Below are 18073 nucleotides of genomic sequence, written 5' to 3'. Positions count from 1 at the left end.
ATCCCTCGACTCGTTACAAAGCGGGCAAAGTTTCCTAAAATTACAAAGAGCAGCAGGAACTGCCGTTGTCAAAATGCCGTGGCAAAGGAAAAGCGGCGAAGGAGTCTAGATGACAGAAATTCAAAAGAAAGTGCAGGAACTCGGCTTTGCGCTCCCCAGTTGCCCAGCTCCGCTTGCCGCGTATGTCCCGGCGACCCGATTTGGCGAAACCATCGTCGTTTCCGGGCAGCTCCCTTCGGTAAATGGGGATTTGTCCGACTTTTGTGGACAGGTTCCCACGGGAATCAGCCCCGAAAAAGCGAAAAACGCCGCTGCGATTTGCTTTTTGAACAATCTGGCTGCGGCCATGACCCTTTTAGAACAAGGAGAAACCCTGCGTCTGGTTCAAATGCAGGGATTTGTACAATCCGAAAAAGATTTTCACGAACAGCCCGCCATTTTGAACGGAGCATCTGAACTGGCCGTCAAAATTCTCGGGGAATATGGTCGCCATGCGAGAACCGCTGTTGGCGTTGCCGCCCTTCCCAAAAATGCAAGTGTCGAAATCAGCTGCACCTTTCAAGTCGTTCCCGAAAAAGTCCGTTTCAACGGACGCTACAACTGGATAGAAAAGAAATAGCATGGATTCTTTGAAGCTCCCCCTTCCCGACGATTTTCACGTTCACCTGCGCCAAGGTGAATTGCTTGCGCATTACGCCAAAACCGTTGCACAGGATTTTGGTCGCATTCTCGTGATGCCGAATACCGTTCCGTCGATTTCCAGTGCGCAAAGCCTTTGCGAATACCGGAAACAAATCCATGACGCTGCGCCGGGTTTGGATCTTTTGATGACGTTCAAGTTGAATGCGCAACTTTCCTCAAACGATTTGCAACAATTAAAAGATGCCGGAGCCGTTGCCGGAAAATATTATCCTGCGGGCGTGACGACAAACAGCGAAGACGGCGTCTCGGAATTCGAATCGATTTTCCCTGTCGTTGCTGAAATGGAAAAGTTGGGGCTGGTACTGTGCATTCATGGCGAAGAACCCGGAGCGTTTTGCTTGGACAGGGAATCGCTTTTTATCCGACGGGTGGAATGCCTTGCTCGGAAATTTCCAAAGCTTAAAATCGTCTTTGAACATCTTTCGACAAAAGCGGCTGTTGACGCCGTTCTTCGCTTGCCGTCCAATGTAGCAGCGACGATTACGGTTCACCATTTGTTGCACACCCTCGACGACATTGTGGGTGCGTCTTTACATCCGCATCATTTTTGCAAACCTCTGCCGAAACGTCCCGAAGACAGGGAAGCTTTGCGGGCGGCGGCTTTCAGCGGCAATCCAAAATTCTTCTTCGGTTCGGATTCCGCTCCGCACGAAAAAGGAAAAAAGGAAGGTCCTTGCGGCGCGGCGGGCGTTTATTCGGCTCCGGTTGCGGTTCCTATCTTGATCGAAATTTTTGAAAGGAACGGCGCATTGGACAAACTTCCGGACTTTATCGCTGGATTTGGCGCTGATTTTTATGGCATTGAACGCACAAAAAAATGCTGCACCTATCTTCAAAAACCGTGGACGGTTCCTGAAAATATCGACGGTGCAGTTCCCCTGTTTGCCGGGAATGTGCTAAAATGGCAAAAATGCGCAGACTGAAATGGCTCCGATTGCAAAAAAACTTGCAATTAACAAAAGTTTACGCTATTGCGGATTTCCTTGCGAAGACCTAAATTTAAGGAAAACAACATTCTCGTCTAGAGGTATTTTATGAAAGGACTGATTTATTTGGCAGCTGCGTCGCTCCTTGCGACAAGTGCCTTTGCGCTTCCTAAAGCAACAGAAGTTTATGCCAATATGGGCTTAGGCTACAACATCGGCAACACCATGGAAGTGCCGGGGAATCTCACACTCACAGCCTGGGGCAACGATTTTCCCACCGCCAAATACATCCAATCCATTAAGGCCGCCGGATTCAACACGGTCCGTATTCCTTGCGCCTGGGATTCCCACGCGACGAATGGCGTAATTAACGAAGGCTGGCTGGATTCCGTGAAAACCGTCGTGGACATGGTCATCGACAATGGCATGTATGCAATCCTGAACAGCCACTGGGACAACGGCTGGCTTGAAGACCACGTCTGGGACGGCAGCGGTTTTGATCGCAACGGAAATGCAGCCAATAACGACGCCAATGCCATTGCCGCCCAGCAAGAAAAATACTGGAAGCAAATCGCCAACAAGTTTAAGGATTACAACGAAAAGCTGATTTTCGCCAGTGCCAATGAGCCTGGCGTAAACGACCCTTGGAACGGCGGCAGCGATAATGGACAATGGGGCTTTGATCAGGCCCGTATGGAAGTGCTAAAGCTCTACCACGAAGCTTGTCTAAAAGCCGTTCGCGAGACAGGCGGAAACAACTCTACCCGCACCATCGTGGTCCAGATGCCCCGTACGGAAATCGACAAGTACGAACTTCTTGCGGATAATTATCCCACCGATCCTGCTGGCACAGGCTACACTATGGCGGAAGCCCACTTTTACCCCTATCAGTATTCTTTGATGACCCAAGATGAAAGCTGGGGACCCTGTTTCTATTACTTTGACGGAATGGAATCTAGCACCGACACCAAGCACAATATGGGTTCTTCGGAAAGTACGCTTGGAACGAAGCTTTATATCGACAAACAATTTGATTTGTTGAAAAACGCTTTTGTGAATAACGGCATTCCTGTGGTCATTGGCGAAATGGGTGCCATCAAGCGTCTGGAAGAAATTTCTGGTGACAACCTGAAACTGCATCTGGAAGGACGCGCTGCATGGTATGGCTATGTCGCCGCCGCAGCAAAGGCCCGTGGTATCGTTCCCTGCGTTTGGGACACCGGCGACGAAGGTAACGGCAACATGACCATTCTTCATCGCCAATCCAAATTCGCGGGCAACGTCGGCGATATTGTGGATTACGAAGTGCTGAATGCGATGCGCAAGGCTTATGGCTTGGATACCCTTCCCGGAAATTCTATCAATAAATTCGTCGAATCTAGCTTGGATACAAATGATAAAGTGCTCAAAATCACCTATACGAGCAAGCAGTCGGATTCCTCTGAAACGGGAACTATGCGCATTGATTTGAACGGAGTTAATTGGAGCGACTATGTAGCTATTTCTTTCCAAGCAAAAGTGAATGTTTCTTCGGCGGGTCCCTGCAATGGAGCAAAATGCAATGAATTTGCTTGGACTTCCCTCAGCCTGTTCGCGATGAGCGGGGGGGACTGGGCGTGGGATGATTATAAGTTTGCCGAATCCGAAATTTCCTCGGCATGGAAGACCTATACGGTTTCTCTGGATGCCAACGGCCTGAACATCACCAACAAAAGCAAGGTGAACGCCATAGGTCTTAACCTCTATGGGACGCAGGTTTCCGGCACAATCGAAATAGACAACATCACGCTGCACAAGGCAGATGGTTCTACCGTTGTCCTGCAAGACTTCAACAAGAAAACACCGACTTTGGAAGGCATCGCCTCGGGCGAACTTGTGACCGCGACCACCGCAATCCAACGTCCGGCGGCTTCTGTCGCTCTCGACAGCAAAATGCAAGTCAGCGTTCAGGCGGGAATTTTGAATGCGTTGTTCCATGCGAATCGCGCTTCTCAAGGATCCTTGAAACTCGTTAATAGCATCGGTCAGGTCATCGCTTCGCAGAATTTTGTTTCTTCTGTGGGAGCGAACTCGATTTCGATCGAAACCAATTATCACGGAACTGGATTCTTGGTTCTGGATTTGAATAGCAATCGCACGACTTTGCCGATTCGCCTCAAGTAAAACATTTCCTCTTTGAAATAAAGCGAAGGTCCAGTGGGTCTTCGCTTTTTTATTTTATTGTCGAATTCACGCTAGTACAGCAAGCTGGCTCTGTTCAAGGAGAAAAAAATGAAAGTCGAAAAGATCACCGATTTAATTGGCAACACGCCGCTGGTCCGCATCAACAAGCTGAACGACAGCGAAGCCGTCGTCTATGCCAAAGTGGAGTCCTTCAACCCGCTTTCCAGCGTCAAGGACCGCGTCGCCCTGAACATGGTCGAATCCGCCGAGAAGGAAGGGAAGCTCCGGAAAGGCTCCGTAATCATCGAGCCGACCAGCGGAAACACAGGCGTGGGCCTCGCCTACGTCGCCGCCGTCAAGGGCTACCGCGTCATCCTGACCATGCCCGAGACCATGAGCGTCGAACGCCGAAAGCTCCTTGCCGCGCTGGGCGCGGAACTTGTACTCACCGACGGCAAGGCGGGCATGAAGGGGGCCATCGAGAAGGCGAACGAAATCGCCGCCCAGACCCCGGGCTCGTTCATCCCGCAGCAATTTGAAAACCCCGCCAACCCGGAGGCGCACATCCAGACAACGGGCCCGGAAATTTGGAAGGACACCGAGGGCAAAGTCGATATCTTCGTCTCTGCCGCGGGCACGGGCGGAACCGTCACCGGCGTGGGCACCTTCCTCAAGAGCAAAAAACCGAACGTGCATATTGTCGCCGTCGAGCCGGACACTTCTGCGGTGCTTTCCGGGAAGCCGGCCGGTCCGCACAAGATCCAGGGAATCGGCGCAGGATTTGTTCCCAAAATCTACAACCCGAAAGTTATCGATGAAATCTACCTGACGAACGACGTGAAAGCCGGCAATATCGCCCGCCGTGCGGCCAAAGAAGAAGGGCTCTTGGTGGGCATCTCGTCCGGAGCCGCTTTGGAAGCCGCCCTCACGATCGCCAAGCGTCCCGAGAACAAGGGCAAGACGATTGTAGCACTTCTCCCGGACACCGGCGAACGCTACCTTTCCACTTGGCTTTTTGAATCGTAAATTTCAAATCGTCTTTTCAATCCGGCAATTTTTCCAGCTTAGCCGAAAATTGTAGGCTTCGCGGCGTTTTCAAGTTGTCAAATTGAACCACATACGCAGCCGCCGAGATATCGACGGCTGTTATCTTTCCTTCTCCAAAAATTTTATGCCGAACCCGGTCGCCGACAAAAAACAGATTTTGCAGTAGTTGTAAACTCTCTTCGCTCTGCTGAATTTTTCGCAGCGCATTTTTGCGCAAGTCGTCGGGAAGAGGTCGCACAAATTCCAGATTTTCTTCTCCGGATTCAAAAATAAAGCGAGAGGGAAATTTGCTCAAATTCGCGTCGCCGCCACCTTCATTTTCCGAAAGGAAGAGCCTCTCTTTGGCTCGAGTGAAAGCGACATAGGCGATTCGGCGTTCCTCTTCCATTTCTTCTGCCGTTTCGATTTGCGCACTGGGGAATAAGCCTTCGGAAAGTCCCGTTACAAAGACGAACGGATATTCTAAACCTTTTGCAGCATGGACGCTCAACAATTTAACCGCATTTCGGCGTTCTTCCTTGTCCAAATTTCCATATAATGCGACTCGAGAAAGAAAATCTTCCAGATTGGCGTCGGGATCGTGAGCGGCTTGCGCCACCGACTGTTTCAATTCTGCAATGTTGTCCAGACGATCTTGCTCCGCATCCATCCGAATAAATTCCGTATATCCCGAAAGATCCAGAATTTCGTCGAGGATGTCGTCCATCGGTTTGTTTTCCATTCCTTTTTGTGTGGCTGCAATCGCTTGAACAAAACGCTTGGCTCCCGTTCCCCGAAAAATTTCACTGTCCAAATTTTCGAGAAGAGCATTGTAAAGGGAAATGCGATTCGCTTCGGCGTATTCTTTCAAAAATTCGATTTTCTTTTTGCCGATTTTTCGACTCGGCGTTTGAATCGCGCGCAAAAAAGCGATGTCGTCCTGTGTCGTGAGCATTCTTAAATAAGCGATGACATCTTTAATTTCTTTGCGCTCGTAAAAGGAAATGCCCGAAAGAATACGGTACGGAATTTTTCGCTGAATCAAAATTTCTTCGATGCCGCGAGACATAAAATGCGATCGATACAAAACGGCAATGTCGCCAAGGCTTGCTCCTTGAGAGACCAGATTTCCCATTGTATCCGCAATCCAATTCGCTTCATCTTGAGGTTTTTTCGCATGAAAGTAGAGGGTTTTCGCTCCGTCGGAATGCAATGCGCGCAATTCCTTGGGAAAACGCACCGAATTATGTGCAATCAATGAGTTCGCCGTTTTTAAAATCTGCGGCGTACTGCGGTAATTGTCTTTCAAAACAATCGTTTTGGCATCTGGATATTTTTTGTCGAAATCCAAAAAGAGCTGCACGTGTGCATCGCGCCAAGAATAAATCGTCTGGTCGCTGTCGCCGACGATAAAAAGATTGCCGTGCTTTGCAGAAAGCGTCTGAGCAATGGCGTATTGCTTTTGGCTCACATCCTGAAATTCGTCCACCATCACATATTGCATCCGGCTTTGCCATGCTTCTCGAGCTTCTGGAAAAACGTTTAGAATGTAACCGGTAAAATTGATGAGGTCGTTAAAATCCAATCCGTAATTTTTCTTTTGTTCGTAAAGATAACGCAAAAAAATCTGGTTGTTCTTTTCGGGTTCTGCGGCGATTTTTTGTAACAGCTCCTCGCTGGAATTGCGTATGAATTCCGAAATGTAATCGTCTGTGATTTTCTTTCCTTCCAGCACTTGGTCGATTGTCCGTCGCATTGTCGTGTCGCGAAGGGTGATTTTCATATCGGCAAAAATCCGCTGCAACATTTGCCGCTGATCTTCCGTATCGATCACAATAAAATTTTTGGGATATCCCAGCCGGTAGATTTCTTCTTTCAAGAATCGGGTGCAAAATGCGTGAATCGTACTGATAAATCCCAAATCCAAATCGCCGAGCATCGCTCGCACCCGGCTTTTCATTTCATTGGCGGCTCGATTGGTAAATGTAACCGTCAAGATGTTTGCAGGCGAAATTCCCAATTCCGAAACCAGATACGCATATCGGGAAGTCAGTGTTTTTGTTTTTCCCGTTCCTGCTCCGGCCATCACGCGTATATGGCCTTCGGTCGTTTCTACCGCCGACAGCTGTTCCTTGTTGAGTTGTGAAAGAAAATCTTCCAAAATCCGATTTTAATTTCCGCGTTCCGCCATCGACAACAAGAACGCTTTGAGCGTTTCGATATGCTCATTTTTGGGAAGAGAGTCCGAGATTTCCGACGCATCCATAATATGCTGCATCGCCATCTCTTTCGTTTTATCAAAAGCGCTGGATTTCTGCAAACGTCGGCAGATTTCTTCGGGAACGCCGGCTTCGGCGGTTCGCGTTAAAAGTTCTTGCATCGCCTGCTTGTTGTTTTCCGGTTCGTGTTGCAGATAAAGAATCAGCGGAAGAGTCGTCAGGCCGTTGGAAATGTCCGTGAATTTGGCTTTGTCCAAATTGCTAGCGCCGACGCCATAGTCCAAAAGATCGTCGATAATCTGGAAGGCGATTCCGAAATGGGAACCGATTTTGCCAAATTTTTCTACATCGTCTTTTGAAAATCCCGCGATGAATGCTCCTATTCGGGCACTGGCTTCTATTAACGCTGCGGTTTTCCCTTCGATAATCCGATTGTAGCGTTCCAAGGAAATGTTCACGTCTCCCGTGGAGTCCAACTCGCAAATTTCCCCGACAATCAGGCGATTTGCTGCCGACGACAGTTCCAAAGGAATTTTCCGTTCTTTTTCGTGAATCACCGCTCGCATCGCTTGAGACAAAATGTAATCGCCCATCAAAACGGCGACTTTATTTCCCCATTCCACATGGGCAGTGCGTTCCCCGCGGCGGAGAGTCGTGCCGTCTATGATGTCGTCATGGACAAGGCTCGCCAAATGCAGCAATTCAACGCCCGCACAGGCGTGAGCCACCCGGTCCGATTCCGGAAGTTCCTTTCCCGCCGTAGCAATCAGGGCCAGAACCGTGGAGCGAACTTTTTTTCCTTTCCGCTGAATGAGCTTCATCATGCGTTCTGAAACGCCATCTGGTGCCGAACGCGCGACAGCGATAATGGTTTCATCTGCCCGGTTCAGATATTCCTGAACTTGCGTTCGGGCGGTCTGAAGCACTTCTTGAAAGGAACTGTGTCCGGAAAAATTCATGGCAAAATCAAATGTCCAAATCGTTGATGACTTTGTAGGCGTTTTCTTCAATAAATTTGCGGCGAGGTTCCACGTCTTCGCCCATCAGCATACTGAAAACGTTGTCCGCCAAAACCGCATCGCGAATATGGCATTTTTTCATGATGCGGGATTCCGGATTCATCGTCGTTTCGGCGAGCTGTTCCGGATTCATTTCACCCAGACCTTTGTAACGCTGGATGTCGTAATTCTTTTTTTCGGCAGCGTCAACGCTTGCCAGTTCCGCTTCGTCGAAGATGTAGCGAATGAGCTTTTTTCCTTGCGACAAACGGAAAAGGGGAGGCTGGGCGACAAAGACGTAACCGCCATCGACAAGCGGACGCATATAGCGGAAGAAGAAGGTGAGAAGAAGCGTCTGGATGTGGGAACCATCGACATCGGCATCGGTCATGATGATGACTTTGTGATAGCGCAATTTTTCCAATTTGAATTCGTTGCCGATACCGCAGCCCAAAGCGTTTACCAAATCCTGAATCGAATCCGCATTCAGCACACGGTCCAGTCCCGCTTTTTCGACGTTCAAAATTTTTCCGCGCAAAGGCAGAATCGCCTGAAATTCCCGGCGACGTCCTTGCTTTGCAGAACCGCCTGCAGAATCTCCTTCCACAATAAAGAGCTCGCATTTTGCGGGGTCGCGCTCGCTGCAATCCGCGAGCTTTCCCGGAAGTCCGCCGCTTTCCAAAACATTTTTGCGCCGGGCCAAATTCCGAGCCTTGTGCGCCGCTTCGCGAGCAACCGCGGCGTTGTAAACCTTATCGACAATCGCTCGGACAATCGCCGGATTTTCCGCAAAGAACTCGTCGATTTTCGCTCCGAAAGCCGTGTTCACCAAACCGGCAACTTCCGAATTTCCCAAACGGCGTTTGGTCTGTCCTTCAAACTGCGGCTGTGGAATTTTAATCGAAATGACCGCCGTTAGGCCTTCGCGAATATCGTCTGCGGCAATCTGCGTATCCTTTTTGCCTTTGGGCAGAATTTCTTGCACATACTTGCCGATGATGCGGGTCATCGCCGTTTTAAATCCCGTGACGTGCGTTCCGCCATCATGCGTATTCACGTTGTTCACGAAGCTGAAAAAGTTTTCTTGGTAGCCGTCGTTATACCAGAGGGCGACTTCTAGCGGATAAGTGCCCGCTGTCGTAGAAATGTGAATCGGTTCATCGAAAAGCGGCTTGCGATGTTCATCCACATATTTGACGAAAGCCGAAACGCCGCCCGGGAAATAGAAGGAATCGCTTTTTCCGTCTGGAGTGCGGGTGTCCGACAAGGAAATGCGGAGCCCGCTCATCAAGAAAGCCAGCTCGCGGAAGCGTTCTGCAAGAATGCTGTAATCGTAAACGGTTTCCGTGAAAATGCTGTCGTCCGGATAAAATTCCACAGTCGTTCCCGTTGAACCGTCCGAAGGCCCGATATCCTTTTGCTCGGCAAGAGGCTTTCCTTTAGAAAATTCCTGCTGAATCATGCGGCCATTTCGCCGAACGGTCACAATCAGTTTTGTAGAGAGCGCATTTACGCAGCTCACGCCTACGCCGTGCAAACCGGCAGAAACCTTGTAGGAATTGCTGTCGAATTTTCCACCCGCGTGCAATTTCGTCATGACGACCTGAATCGTTCCCACATGCTCCTTGGGGTGGATGTCCGTCGGAATGCCGCGCCCGTTATCGACGACGCGAATGCCGTTTCCCGGCAAAATGGAGATTTCGATATGGGAGCAAAAACCGGCCAGCGCTTCATCGACAGAGTTATCTACAACTTCCCAAACAAGATGGTGAAGGCCCACGGAATCGGTTGAACCGATATACATCGCCGGACGAACCCGGACAGCTTCCAGTCCTTCAAGAACGGTAATGCTGGAGCCACTATATTCTTCTGCCATGAAAACCTCTGTACTTCAAAATTAAACGAATCGGATATTCTTGACGTATTTCACGCCCAAGAGCCCGTTACAACGCTCAATAATAGCTTTTTTCTGGTAGGCGGACTCGCTTTTCCACACGGAATTCGAGGCTTTTAGCACCAAAACGGAATCCTGTAAATCTACGATTTTCAAGTGCTCCGACATCGGCTTTCCAAAAAGGGTTTCGATGTTGGAAACCAGCTTGAAAAGGTATTGCTTTTCTCCCAGTGCGCCTGCGGAAAGAACTTTGGCAAGGATGACTCCCGCATGGGTTAGACTCTTCAATTTATGTTCTTTGGGATCCGTTCTGCGTTTTTTGGGACAATCTTCGGCAAACATCATACGAGCAACAACTTGGAGAGAACGAAGCCGCCAACTAGAATGCTGGTCATGCCGGCAACTACCGTCGCCTTGGTGCTTTTTCCGACGCCTTCTGCTCCACTGTGCGTATTGTATCCAAAAAAGCAGGCGTAACTGGCAATGAAAAATCCGTAAAGTGCTGCCTTGATGAGTCCCACGGCGAAATCCCAGTCTTCGTAAAACATTCGAACGCCGTAAAAGAAGGTGGAAAAAGACACTTCCTTGTACAGGAACGCTGTCGCATAACCGCCGACGATGCCGATGAAAATGCTGATGATCGTCAAGATGGGAAGCATGACGACAGTGGCAATCAGCCGCGGTGCCAGCAGAAAACGGTAGGGATTCAAACCGAGAACGTTATAGGCGTCCAGCTGTTCTGTTACCGCCATCGTGCCGAGTTCCGAACACATCGAAGCTCCCACGCGACCCGCCAGAACCATCGCCGTCAAAATCGGGCACAGCTCGACCATCACGGATTTTCCGACGGCCATTCCCACGAATACCAGCGGAATCATGTCTCCGAATTGGTAGGCGAGCTGCCACGCCATAATCGCGCCCGTCGCCAGGCTCGCCGCAAAAACCACAGGGATGCTTGTAATCCCTGTAATGTACATCTGTTCGACAATTGTATGGAAATTGCGAAAAGAACTGGGAATGCTTTTTCCCAGCTCCCACATAAACACAAAGTAACCTTGGACCGTTTCAAAACATTTTCGAACATAATGTCCAAGGCTCTCTGCCGCTATGTCCATTACAGCAAACATTGCGCTATTTCTTTTTGCCCTTCGCCGGAGATTTTGTCGGAGCGCTGATCGTCTTTTTGTATAAATCCATATCCGACAGATATTTAATCGCTTCCTTGACTTGGGCGTCTTTTTTCAGTACAAACGCCGTGCTGGCGGAATCGCCCACGATGGAAGTCAAAAGCTCCCGCTTAATGCCGTCCATAATATATTCGCGGTTCTCTTCAAACTGATTGTTCCGATCGTTTTCCAACGCCTTGCGAAGAGCGTTAACTTGTGCGCTAAGAAGCGTATCGGAAAGGGTTTTGGAAGAATCGCCCATAAAGTTCTGTTCGCGAATCAAATCCTTTTCCAGAATTTCAAGAGTCGCAATGGAATTGCTTTTGATTTTGGTGAAATTGGTATCCTTCAGGCAGAACTCTTTGAACTGCGTAAACAGGGAATCGGGAACTTGCCAGTCGCCGTCGATTTTTACGCCTTGCTTTTCCAAACTGGGGCGGATTTTGACGGCGAATTTGAAATACATCGTCATCCGTTCCTGCACTTGAACAACCCAAGGAATCGGGTCCAGTTCCACGTCCACGTCTGGCGTAATTCCGCCGCCGCCATACATTTTGCGCCCGGCATTGGTAAAGAACGTGTCTTGTGCGACAGTATCGCTTGCCGCTTTTACGGAGTCCGCCGGTTCATCCAGTCCTTCTTCTTCGGCCAGAGCTTCCTCTTCGCGGATTTTCAATCCTTTAATGCCGTTTTCCGGCTTGTTGATGCAGCGGCCAAATGGCAAATAATAGAAGGCTGTCGTCAGCTTCAATGCGTAACCCTGATTGTCCAGCGGGAAAATCGTCTGCACGGAGCCTTTGCCAAAAGACGTCCTGCCTATGATCAGACCGCGGTCCCAATCCTGGATAGCGCCGGATACAATTTCTGCGGCACTTGCCGAACCTTGGTTTACCAGAACGACTAGCGGCACATCCGGAGACACGATTCCATTTTTATGGGCGCGACTTTCTGTCTGTTGTGTCCGGCCACGCGTGCTGACAATCAAATCCCCTTTGTTCAAAAAGAGTTCGCCGATTTCCACCGCCTGATTTAAAAGTCCGCCCGGATTGTAGCGCAAATCCAAAACGAGTTTTTTCATTCCTTGCTTCTGCAAACGCTGAATGGCATCGACGACTTCTTCCCGGGTTTTCAAGGAGAACGAAGCCAATTTGATGTAGCCGATATCCTTGGTCAGCATTCCGCTGTAAGGAACGGCGTGGACGACGATCTTCGCGCGGGTAATGGTAAAATCCATCAAATCCGTCACGCCAGCTCGTGCAATGCTTATCGTCACATCGGTTCCGACTTTTCCGCGGAGTTCGCCAACCGCTTCGTCCAAAGTCCATCCCTTCGTGTCTTTGCCGCCGATCTTCATAATGCGGTCGCCAGCTCGAATGCCCAATTTGAAAGCGGGCGTTCCCGCCAACGGAGAAATCACCGTGAGGATGTTGTCGCGAAGGCTAATCGTAATGCCGACGCCGCCGAATTCCCCTTCCGTCGAAACCTTCAAATCCTCGTAATCCTTAGGGGCGAAAACCGCCGTATGCGGATCCAAAATGTTTCGCATTCCTTGAATCGCCGATTCGGAAAGTTCCGCCGGATCCACACTTTCTACATATTTCAAATTGATTTCCGAAAGAACTTTGTTCAGCCGGGAAAGTTCCTCGTAAAAATCGCCAGGGGCTTTCTTTTCGGATTTGGAAGTTGCGGATGAAGCGACGCTCGCCGCAAAAGTAATCAGGAAAATCGTTTTAAAAACGATGCACGAAAATGACGTTTTGAATTTCATGCGATAAACATATAAAATTTAAGGATTATTGAAAAAAGAAATCGGGAAAAGAACCCGCCGATAGAAAGCATATACAAATCGGAAAGTCCTGGGAATGAAAGAACTCTAAAAAATGGCGGCAAGGTGTGCGGCGGAACTTTTCTGAAATAAGTTAGTTGGAAGTTAGGAGTTGGAACTAATAACTAATCGACCGACGCCCGGATGGGTTCGGACAAATTTCTGGAAATTTGGCTGAACGGACGCCGAAGGCGATAATGCTAGGGAGCGGCCCGCCGCAGGCGGGAAACGCCCGGAAATAGCGAGATGGCTTGCGAAAAGGAAACGATTCTTTTCTATAATAGCTGCATGATTTGCCGAATGTTCCTTTCTCTTTTCTTTGCGGTTTCGTTGGCGCTGGCGGCTCTTTCGGAAAATGTCGAGTCCAATTTTGTGGAAAGCTGCGTGGCTGGTGGCTCGTCCGAAAAATTTTGCGAATGCGTTTTTTCCAAGGTGGAACGCAAGTATTCCCAAGCGCAGATTGACGCGATTGAACTCAAGATGCGTCGCGGCAAAGAGGATTTGGGATTTTCTAAATTTGTAAAACAGGCGTCGGCGGAATGCGATGCGGCGATGAAGTCGGGGGCGTCGCTCGGCTCGCTGGCTGTTAGCGAGGATGCTCAGGTTCCAGAAATCGCATTGTCTCCGGAAGAGGCGGCGGCTCTAGAAGCTTTGGGCGTCGATGCGGATTTGGTGCAGGGTTTTGCTGCGCTCCTTTTGGAATCGCCGGAATACAAGAATGTGGTTGTCGCGGAATGCGCCGTGGAACTGTTGCCCTATTTGGGGCGGAAACAGTCCGAAAAAATCTGTGATTGCGGCTATCAGAAATTGATTGCGGGCGATAATTGGCGCAAATTGTTGGAAATTCTTCGCCGGGAGGATGCGCAAAAAGATTCCCTGCTGATGGAGATGTTCCTTTCTTGTATGCCGGAAAAATTTACGCCGGAGCTGAAAAAATATCTGATGGATTCTTGCTTGCTGGCGGCCTCGAAGAAGGATTGTTCTTGCCTTGTCCGAGAATTGGATCAAAAGTTCACTTTGGCGGAATGGCTTCGTTTAGCGTTGTCCGATTCGACTTTTCTTCAGCAATATATAGATAAGGCGGCATCCCTTTGCCAAGAATGAATTTATTTTTCTAAAAGCCATTAAAAAAGGAGTTTTTTGTGCTTGAACGAGAATGGAAAATTTTAGCGAGTGTGGCATGTGCCGCATCCTTTGCATTTGCGGCAACGGTGACGGTGAATCCCGAACAAACGGCTCAGAAAATTGTGGGTTTTGGCGGCGGAGTTGTGTATTACCAGAGCTGGATTACGCACCTTTCGGAAGCAAACCAACAGGCTCTTTACGATACGGCATTTACGGGGTTGAACCTTTCCCTTTTGCGCATCGGAAACTGGAAACAGGAAGATACGACAAGCATCGCTGACGACGTGAAAATCGTTCAGGCGGCAAAGCAGCGTTTGGGTTCTCATCTGAAAATCGAAATGTCCAGCTGGTCGGCTCCGGCGAGTTTGAAGCCGAGCGGGAGTGTAATGGGTAATGTGGGGGCCTCTACTTTGGGGACTCTTAAGTCGTCTTCTTCAGATCCTTATGGGAATTACGTCTATAGCGAGTTTGCGAGCTGGTGGAAACGCTCCTTTTTGGCGTATAAGTCGGCGGGAATCGCTCCGGATTACATCAGCATCCAGAACGAACCCGATATGTTTGCCGAGTATGAAGAAACGCTTTTTCGCCCGACAGAAACCTCTACGATGGCGGGCTATGCGCAGGCTCTGGCCGCCGTTCGCGATACGATGAACACGGTTTCGGGGGCCCCTAAAATTCTTGGACCGGAGCCGCTCGGCATCGGTTACAGCAATTTTCAGAACTACATGAAGGAACTGGACGATTCTAAATTGGACGGTTACGCTTACCATCTGTACCATGCGGGAAACGGTAACGACACCTCTCTTGCGAATTACAAAAATCCCGAAAATTTCCGCAGCCCGATGAAGGCGATTGCCCAGAATTACGGCTCGGATGCGAAACCGATTATCATGACGGAATTCTGCTCTATGGCGGAAAACGGTGTGGAAAGTTACATGGTCGGGCTCGCGCACATTATGCAGGTGGGATTTACGGATGGAAAACTCGGCGGCTATATCGCATGGGAATTGCTGTGGGGCGAAGGCAAAGGTCAGCTGATAGGCGTTTGCACTGCGGGCTGGGGAAGTTGCGAAAAAGACGAAATCGTCATCTCTCCGGAATATCATGCGATGCGCCATTACTCCAAATTTGTGAATCCGGGTTGGAGTGTCGTTTCGACGGAATCGGCGGCAAGCGATTTGAAAACCGTCGCTTTTAAGAGTGAAAACGCCGACTCGGTGACGCTGGTGCTTGTCAATACAGGAAATACCGAAATTCGCATAGATGCGCCGACTGTTTCGGGAATGAATGTCGCTCTTGCGGTGCAATCCAAGGAAAATGGAGCGAAAAGCAAAAATATCACGATAGCGGGCTGTTATGCGTTGCCGGCTCGTTCCATTACTTCTCTCGTTTACACCCAGACGGCGAGTGCGCCAAGCGTGCAGACTTGTGTCGATGAAACGAGCGACCCGAGTTATGTGGAACCGTCTTCGTCGGACACGCTGATGATTGTGGATTACAGCAAAACTTCGACGGCGGAAGGCTGGTCCGCCGACACGTCGCTTTCAACTCCGGTTTATGGAACATCGACGGTCGATGGCGTTTCAAGTTATGTTTTTGTGAAACAGGCGGGGTGTGATCAGGGTGATTGCGGATACAAGCACGCCTATTTTGCGCTTTCTGCGGAACAGGTGGATAATTTTGCCAAGTGTTCGGATTTGGTGGTTGTCATGCACAGCGCAGACGATACGACGGCCTATGTCAATATCGGTGGCGTGGGCGCGGAATGGGTGGATTACAAATACGGAGTTCAGGCGGGCAGTGCCTCTTGGGTTTCCTCGTCGATTTCTTTGGAAAAGGAAGCCGGTAATGCTTCGAACCGTTTGAAATTCAACAGCAATGCTTCGGGATTTTACATTTCTAAAATTTTTGCGACGGGTTGCAGTGACGCTTCCATTCCGCAGCGTGTGCAGGTTGCTTCACAAAAGTTTGGCGGCGTTTCAAAAATTTATGACATGCAGGGGCGTCTGGTTTGGAATGGCGAACTTTCTTCGTCGGACATATCGGGTCATGTTCTGCATTTGCAAAATTTAAAAGCGGGCGTTTACACGATTCGTTCCGGGAGCAGGACCATGACCGCTGTCAAAAAGTAAAATGCCTTTTACCGTTGAGGAAATCGGCTATTTCACGAGCAAGGCGTCGTTCAAATACGAAGTTCCTCGACAAGGCGTTTTTTTTCGCGGGCATCCCGGGAAAATAGAGCTTTTGTCTCACCGGGGCTTCGAAGAAGCTCTTCGGGATATCGAGGGCTTTGAACGGATTTGGGTTCTGTTCCTTTTTCATCGGAATGCGGGCTGGCGTCCGACAGTGCGACCGCCTGTTCCTCCAATAGATCATGAACGTGTCGGCGTCTTTGCTTCCAGAAGCCCGTATCGCCCGAATCCCATCGGCATTTCTTGCGTTCGACTTTTGTCCGTGGAAAATCTGACGTTGAATGTGGATGAAGCGGACTTGTTGAATGGCACGCCCATTTTGGATATAAAACCGTATATTCCCAAGGCGGATGCTTTCCCCGAAGCCAAATCGGGTTGGGTCGATTTGCAAAATTCTCTTGAGTGGACGGTTTTGTCTTCGCCGGAATTTAAAGCGCAGAGCGATTGGATTGCCGCAGCCTGCGGTTGGGATTTGCAAAGTTTTGCGGAATGCCAGCTGTGCCACTCTCCGTTGGATGCTTCGCGTCGTCGGGTTCGGGTGGATTCTATTCGGTCTCGAGCGGAATTGGCGTTTCGGACTTTCCGGATTGCTTTTTCCTTTGACGAATCCCGTCGGCAAATTGAATTGTTACAAATTTACAGCGGCTACTCGGCGGAGGATTTAAAAGCCGGAGAGGATATTTATGGCGACAAGCCTATTCACCGGGATTTTTTAGCGCATTTTGCACAAATGCCGAAAGCGTAAAATTGAGAAGAAGTCAGAATGGTTCCTTTTTCCAGATGCTTTTGAATGTCTTCGGGAACGACAAATACATCGTGGATGGCGTTGCATTCCTGGCATTTAAAGTGGATGTGCGGAAAAGTGTCCGCATCATAGTGGATGCTGCCGTCGCCAAAGTCCAAAGCGGAAACCAGATGGCATTTTTGAAAAGTCTGCAACGTATTGTAAACCGTCGTGCGGGAAAGAGTTGGAATTTCGGGATGCAGAGCTTCGTAAATCGTATCGACTGTCGGATGATTTTTTTGCGAATGCAAATAATCTAAAATGCGCATCCGTTGAATGGACGGGCGTATGTTCTTGCTTTTCAAAGATTCCGACAGATTCATAGAAAATAAAAAGGGAGCAGTGGCCTGCCCCCTTCCTCTTGTAAAGATGACTACTTGTTGAAGTAACGATTCAGAAGGCCTTGGAATGCACCGCCGTGACGGGCTTCGTCCTTGCACATTTCGTGAACCGTGTCGTGGATGGCGTCGTAACCGAGTTCCTTGGCGCGCTTGGCAATTTTGAGTTTGCCTTCGGTAGCGCCGGCTTCTGCGGCGACGCGGACTTCCAGGTTTTTCTTGGTATCCGCTTCGACCACTTCGCCGAGGAGTTCTGCAAACTTGGCCGCGTGTTCCGCTTCTTCAAAAGCAATGCGCTTGTAGGCTTCGGCGACTTCAGGATATCCTTCACGGTCGGCTTGGCGGCTCATCGCCAGATACATGCCGACTTCCGTACATTCTCCGGTGAAATTTTCTCGAAGCCCTTGGACGATTTCTTCGTCAAGACCTTTGGCCACGCCGATTTTGTGTTCGTCAGCCCAAACGATTTTTCCGCCTTCTTTCTGTTCTTCTTTCAGTTTGAACTTGGATTTTGGCGCTTTGCACTGCGGGCAAACTTCAGGAGGTTCTTCTCCAAAAGAAACGTAACCGCAAACAGTACAGACCCAAACTTTCATAGTTGTCTCCTTGTTGTGGGCTTTATGGCAAGCCCGTTGTTTGTAACTATTCTAAATTTATAATAATTACAAATAAAAAGTCAAGTGCTTTTTTCGATTTTTTTTTGTCTTTTTGGAAA

General features: G+C 49.4%; 15 protein-coding genes. 7 read left to right on the top strand and 8 right to left on the bottom strand.

The genetic code is table 11. The features are described 5' to 3' along the window. The first annotated feature begins 109 nt into the window (after window positions 1–109). The 4 genes from BGX14_RS07365 to cysK all read left to right on the top strand — a co-directional run bounded on the left by BGX14_RS07365 (window position 110) and on the right by cysK (window position 4817). Window positions 110–619, top strand: a complete 510-nt coding sequence (locus BGX14_RS07365; RefSeq protein WP_078775489.1) for a RidA family protein — start codon at window positions 110–112, stop codon at window positions 617–619. Window position 620: 1 nt separating this feature from the next. Then, on the top strand, window positions 621–1625 hold the full coding sequence (pyrC, locus tag BGX14_RS07360; protein WP_078775488.1) for a dihydroorotase: 1005 nt from the start codon (window positions 621–623) through the stop codon (window positions 1623–1625). Window positions 1626–1736: 111 nt separating this feature from the next. Then, a complete protein-coding gene (locus BGX14_RS07355; RefSeq protein ID WP_095879503.1) occupies window positions 1737–3791 on the top strand; it encodes a glycoside hydrolase family 5 protein in 2055 nt (684 codons plus the stop codon). 108 nt (window positions 3792–3899) lie between these two features. Beyond that, window positions 3900–4817 carry a cysteine synthase A gene (gene cysK / locus BGX14_RS07350; RefSeq protein ID WP_095879502.1) on the top strand — a complete coding sequence of 306 codons (918 nt, stop codon included), beginning with the start codon at window positions 3900–3902 and terminating at the stop codon, window positions 4815–4817. A 16-nt stretch (window positions 4818–4833) separates the two neighbouring features. On the opposite strand, the gene BGX14_RS07345 is transcribed toward cysK, so the two are convergent. From BGX14_RS07345 to BGX14_RS07320, 6 genes are read right to left on the bottom strand one after another with little or no spacing between them, the layout of a single operon-like run. Then, a complete protein-coding gene (locus BGX14_RS07345) occupies window positions 4834–6978 on the bottom strand; it encodes an ATP-dependent helicase (protein ID WP_078775484.1) in 2145 nt (714 codons plus the stop codon). 9 nt (window positions 6979–6987) lie between these two features. After that, the gene (locus BGX14_RS07340; protein WP_095879501.1) at window positions 6988–7995 is read right to left on the bottom strand and encodes a polyprenyl synthetase family protein; all 1008 of its coding nucleotides are present in this window, start codon (window positions 7993–7995) and stop codon (window positions 6988–6990) included. Window positions 7996–8002: 7 nt separating this feature from the next. Then, entirely contained in the window at window positions 8003–9910 is a 1908-nt protein-coding gene (gyrB, locus tag BGX14_RS07335; RefSeq protein WP_073301549.1) for a DNA topoisomerase (ATP-hydrolyzing) subunit B, read from the bottom strand. Window positions 9911–9931: 21 nt separating this feature from the next. Beyond that, entirely contained in the window at window positions 9932–10273 is a 342-nt protein-coding gene (locus BGX14_RS07330; protein ID WP_078775480.1) for a DUF721 domain-containing protein, read from the bottom strand. Next, window positions 10270–11055: an ABC transporter permease gene (locus BGX14_RS07325; RefSeq protein WP_073301553.1), complete on the bottom strand. Its 786-nt coding sequence runs from the start codon at window positions 11053–11055 to the stop codon at window positions 10270–10272. The genes BGX14_RS07330 and BGX14_RS07325 overlap by 4 nt, the downstream gene beginning before the upstream one ends. A gap of 4 nt (window positions 11056–11059) precedes the next feature. Further along, window positions 11060–12862 (bottom strand): S41 family peptidase, encoded by a 1803-nt coding sequence (locus BGX14_RS07320; RefSeq protein ID WP_073301555.1) that lies wholly within the window; start codon window positions 12860–12862, stop codon window positions 11060–11062. Between the two features lie 357 nt (window positions 12863–13219). Here BGX14_RS07320 and BGX14_RS07315 point away from each other — a divergent pair, with 357 nt between their 5' ends. The 3 genes from BGX14_RS07315 to tsaA are packed head-to-tail and all read left to right on the top strand — an operon-like array spanning window position 13220 to window position 16981. Next, window positions 13220–14023 (top strand): hypothetical protein, encoded by an 804-nt coding sequence (locus tag BGX14_RS07315; RefSeq protein ID WP_078775476.1) that lies wholly within the window; start codon window positions 13220–13222, stop codon window positions 14021–14023. A 38-nt stretch (window positions 14024–14061) separates the two neighbouring features. Next, on the top strand, window positions 14062–16176 hold the full coding sequence (locus tag BGX14_RS07310) for a glycosyl hydrolase (protein ID WP_095879499.1): 2115 nt from the start codon (window positions 14062–14064) through the stop codon (window positions 16174–16176). A gap of 1 nt (window position 16177) precedes the next feature. Then, on the top strand, window positions 16178–16981 hold the full coding sequence (tsaA, locus tag BGX14_RS07305; protein ID WP_095879498.1) for a tRNA (N6-threonylcarbamoyladenosine(37)-N6)-methyltransferase TrmO: 804 nt from the start codon (window positions 16178–16180) through the stop codon (window positions 16979–16981). Here the strand turns inward: tsaA and BGX14_RS07300 are convergent. Both BGX14_RS07300 and BGX14_RS07295 read right to left on the bottom strand, forming a co-directional pair. Next, entirely contained in the window at window positions 16936–17343 is a 408-nt protein-coding gene (locus BGX14_RS07300; protein WP_073301563.1) for a Fur family transcriptional regulator, read from the bottom strand. The genes tsaA and BGX14_RS07300 overlap by 46 nt on opposite strands. Window positions 17344–17393: 50 nt before the next feature. Next, a complete protein-coding gene (locus BGX14_RS07295) occupies window positions 17394–17954 on the bottom strand; it encodes an NADH peroxidase (protein ID WP_073301565.1) in 561 nt (186 codons plus the stop codon). Window positions 17955–18073: the final 119 nt, after the last annotated feature.

The sequence above is a fragment of the Fibrobacter sp. UWS1 genome, from assembly GCF_002300445.1.
GTDB classification, from domain to species: domain Bacteria; phylum Fibrobacterota; class Fibrobacteria; order Fibrobacterales; family Fibrobacteraceae; genus Hallerella; species Hallerella intestinalis.
Note: the sequence above shows the minus strand (reverse complement) of the source record. Positions and strands in the feature narration are given on the sequence as shown.